The organism is Mesorhizobium alhagi CCNWXJ12-2 (assembly GCF_000236565.1).
GTDB classification, from domain to species: Bacteria; Pseudomonadota; Alphaproteobacteria; order Rhizobiales; family Rhizobiaceae; genus Allomesorhizobium; species Allomesorhizobium alhagi.
The window spans coordinates 1-1970 of the sequence record NZ_AHAM01000324.1 but is presented as its reverse complement, the minus strand read 5'-3'; the positions used below and the strand labels follow the sequence as shown (position 1 = coordinate 1970).

The window sequence follows — 1970 nt, the reverse complement described above, 5'->3', positions numbered from 1 at the left end:
CGGCTTCTACGCGAAATGGTGCACAAACCGGATGGCCGGCGACGCAGCAAGGCACTTCACCATGTGATCGCTAAGGTTGAAAAGTCAAATACCCCCGGCACACACTGACAAGGAGGACCAGGATGACGAACCAATCAGCAGCGGGCACCCCCGCGACCCTTTCCCGGCAAGAGCTCGCGAGCATTGACGCCTACTGGCGTGCAGCGAACTATCTTACGGTTGGGCAGATCTATCTTCTCGACAATCCGCTTCTGCGCGAGCCGCTGACGCTAGACCATGTGAAGCCGCGACTGCTTGGACATTGGGGCACTTCGCCGGGGCTGAATTTCATCTACGCCCATCTCAACCGGGTGATCCGGCTGCAGGATGCGGACATGATTTACATATGCGGACCGGGTCACGGCGGCCCTGCAATGGTGGCCAATACCTACCTGGAGGGCACTTATACCGAGCTCAATCCTGACATCTCTCTGGACGCGGCGGGGTTGAAGAAGCTCTTCCGTCAGTTCTCGTTCCCCGGAGGCATTCCAAGCCACGCCGCGCCTGAAGTGCCGGGGTCGATCAATGAGGGCGGCGAACTCGGGTACGCGCTGTCGCATGCCTATGGAGCAGCCTTCGACAATCCGGACCTGACCGTCGCGTGCGTAATCGGCGACGGCGAGGCAGAAACCGGGCCTCTTGCGGCGGCATGGCACTCGAACAAGTTCCTGAGCCCGGTGCACGATGGCGCCGTGCTTCCGATCCTTCATCTCAACGGATACAAGATCGCCAACCCAACCATTTTGGCCCGTATCCCAACCGACGAACTGCGCTCGCTCCTGGTCGGCTATGGTCACGAGCCGCTGTTTGTCGAAGGCGACGAGCCGGCAGAGATGCACGAACGGATGGCTTCGGCTCTCGACGCAGCCATGCAGAAGATCCGCGCTATCCAGGACTACGCGCGTAACGGGAAACCTCTAGCAGGCAGACCGAACTGGCCGATGATCGTGCTGCGGAGTCCAAAGGGTTGGACCGGACCGAAGGAGGTCGACGGGCTGAAGACCGAAGGCTTCTGGCGCTCGCACCAGGTGCCTCTGTCCGGCCTTGCCGACAACCCGGATCATCTGCGACTGCTGGAGGAGTGGCTCCGAAGCTATCAGCCTGACGAGCTCTTCGAGAACAACGGCAGCCCCGTCGCGGCAATCCGCGCAACGACGCCAACCGGAACGCGACGCATGAGCGCCAGCCCCCATGCCAATGGCGGCGTTCTGCGAAAGACGCTGGCCATGCCAGACCTCGGCTCGCACGCCGTGAAGGTCAGCGGGCCCGGAGCGGAAAAGGCGGAGGCTACGCGGTTGATGGGCGGCTTTCTGCGGGCTGTCATGCAGGCGAACGCGGCGGCGCGCAATTTCCGCATCGTCGGTCCCGACGAGACCGCTTCGAACCGCCTCCAGGACGTTTTCGAAGTCACAGAGCGCGCCTGGATGGAGAACATCCTCCCGGAGGACACCAACCTTGGCCGCGACGGACGGGTCCTCGAAATCCTGTCCGAGCACACCTGCCAGGGCTGGCTTGAAGGCTACCTCCTCACCGGACGGCATGGCCTGTTTTCCTGTTACGAAGCCTTCATTCACATCGTCGATTCAATGTTCAACCAGCATGCCAAATGGCTCGATGCGAGCCGCGACATCCCATGGCGGCGGCCGGTATCTTCCCTGAACTATCTGCTGACCAGCCACGTCTGGCAGCAGGACCACAACGGCTTCAGCCACCAGGATCCGGGCTTCGTCGATGTCGCCTTGAACAAGAAGGCGGATATCGTCCGCGTCTATTTTCCTCCGGACGCCAATACGCTGCTTTGCGTCACGGACCATGTGCTGCGAACCTGGGACCGCATCAACATCATCGTGGCCGGAAAGGCGCCCGCCTGGCAGTGGCTGTCGCTCGACCAGGCGCGGGTGCATTGCGAGACCGGGATCGGCATCTGGGAC

At 61.9% G+C, this 1970-nt stretch carries 1 protein-coding gene; it reads left to right on the top strand.

The genetic code is table 11. The annotated features are described in order from the left end of the window. Positions 1-122 precede the first annotated feature (122 nt). On the top strand, positions 123-1970 hold a 1848-nt coding region (locus MAXJ12_RS32860; protein WP_008840556.1), incomplete at its 3' end, for a phosphoketolase family protein.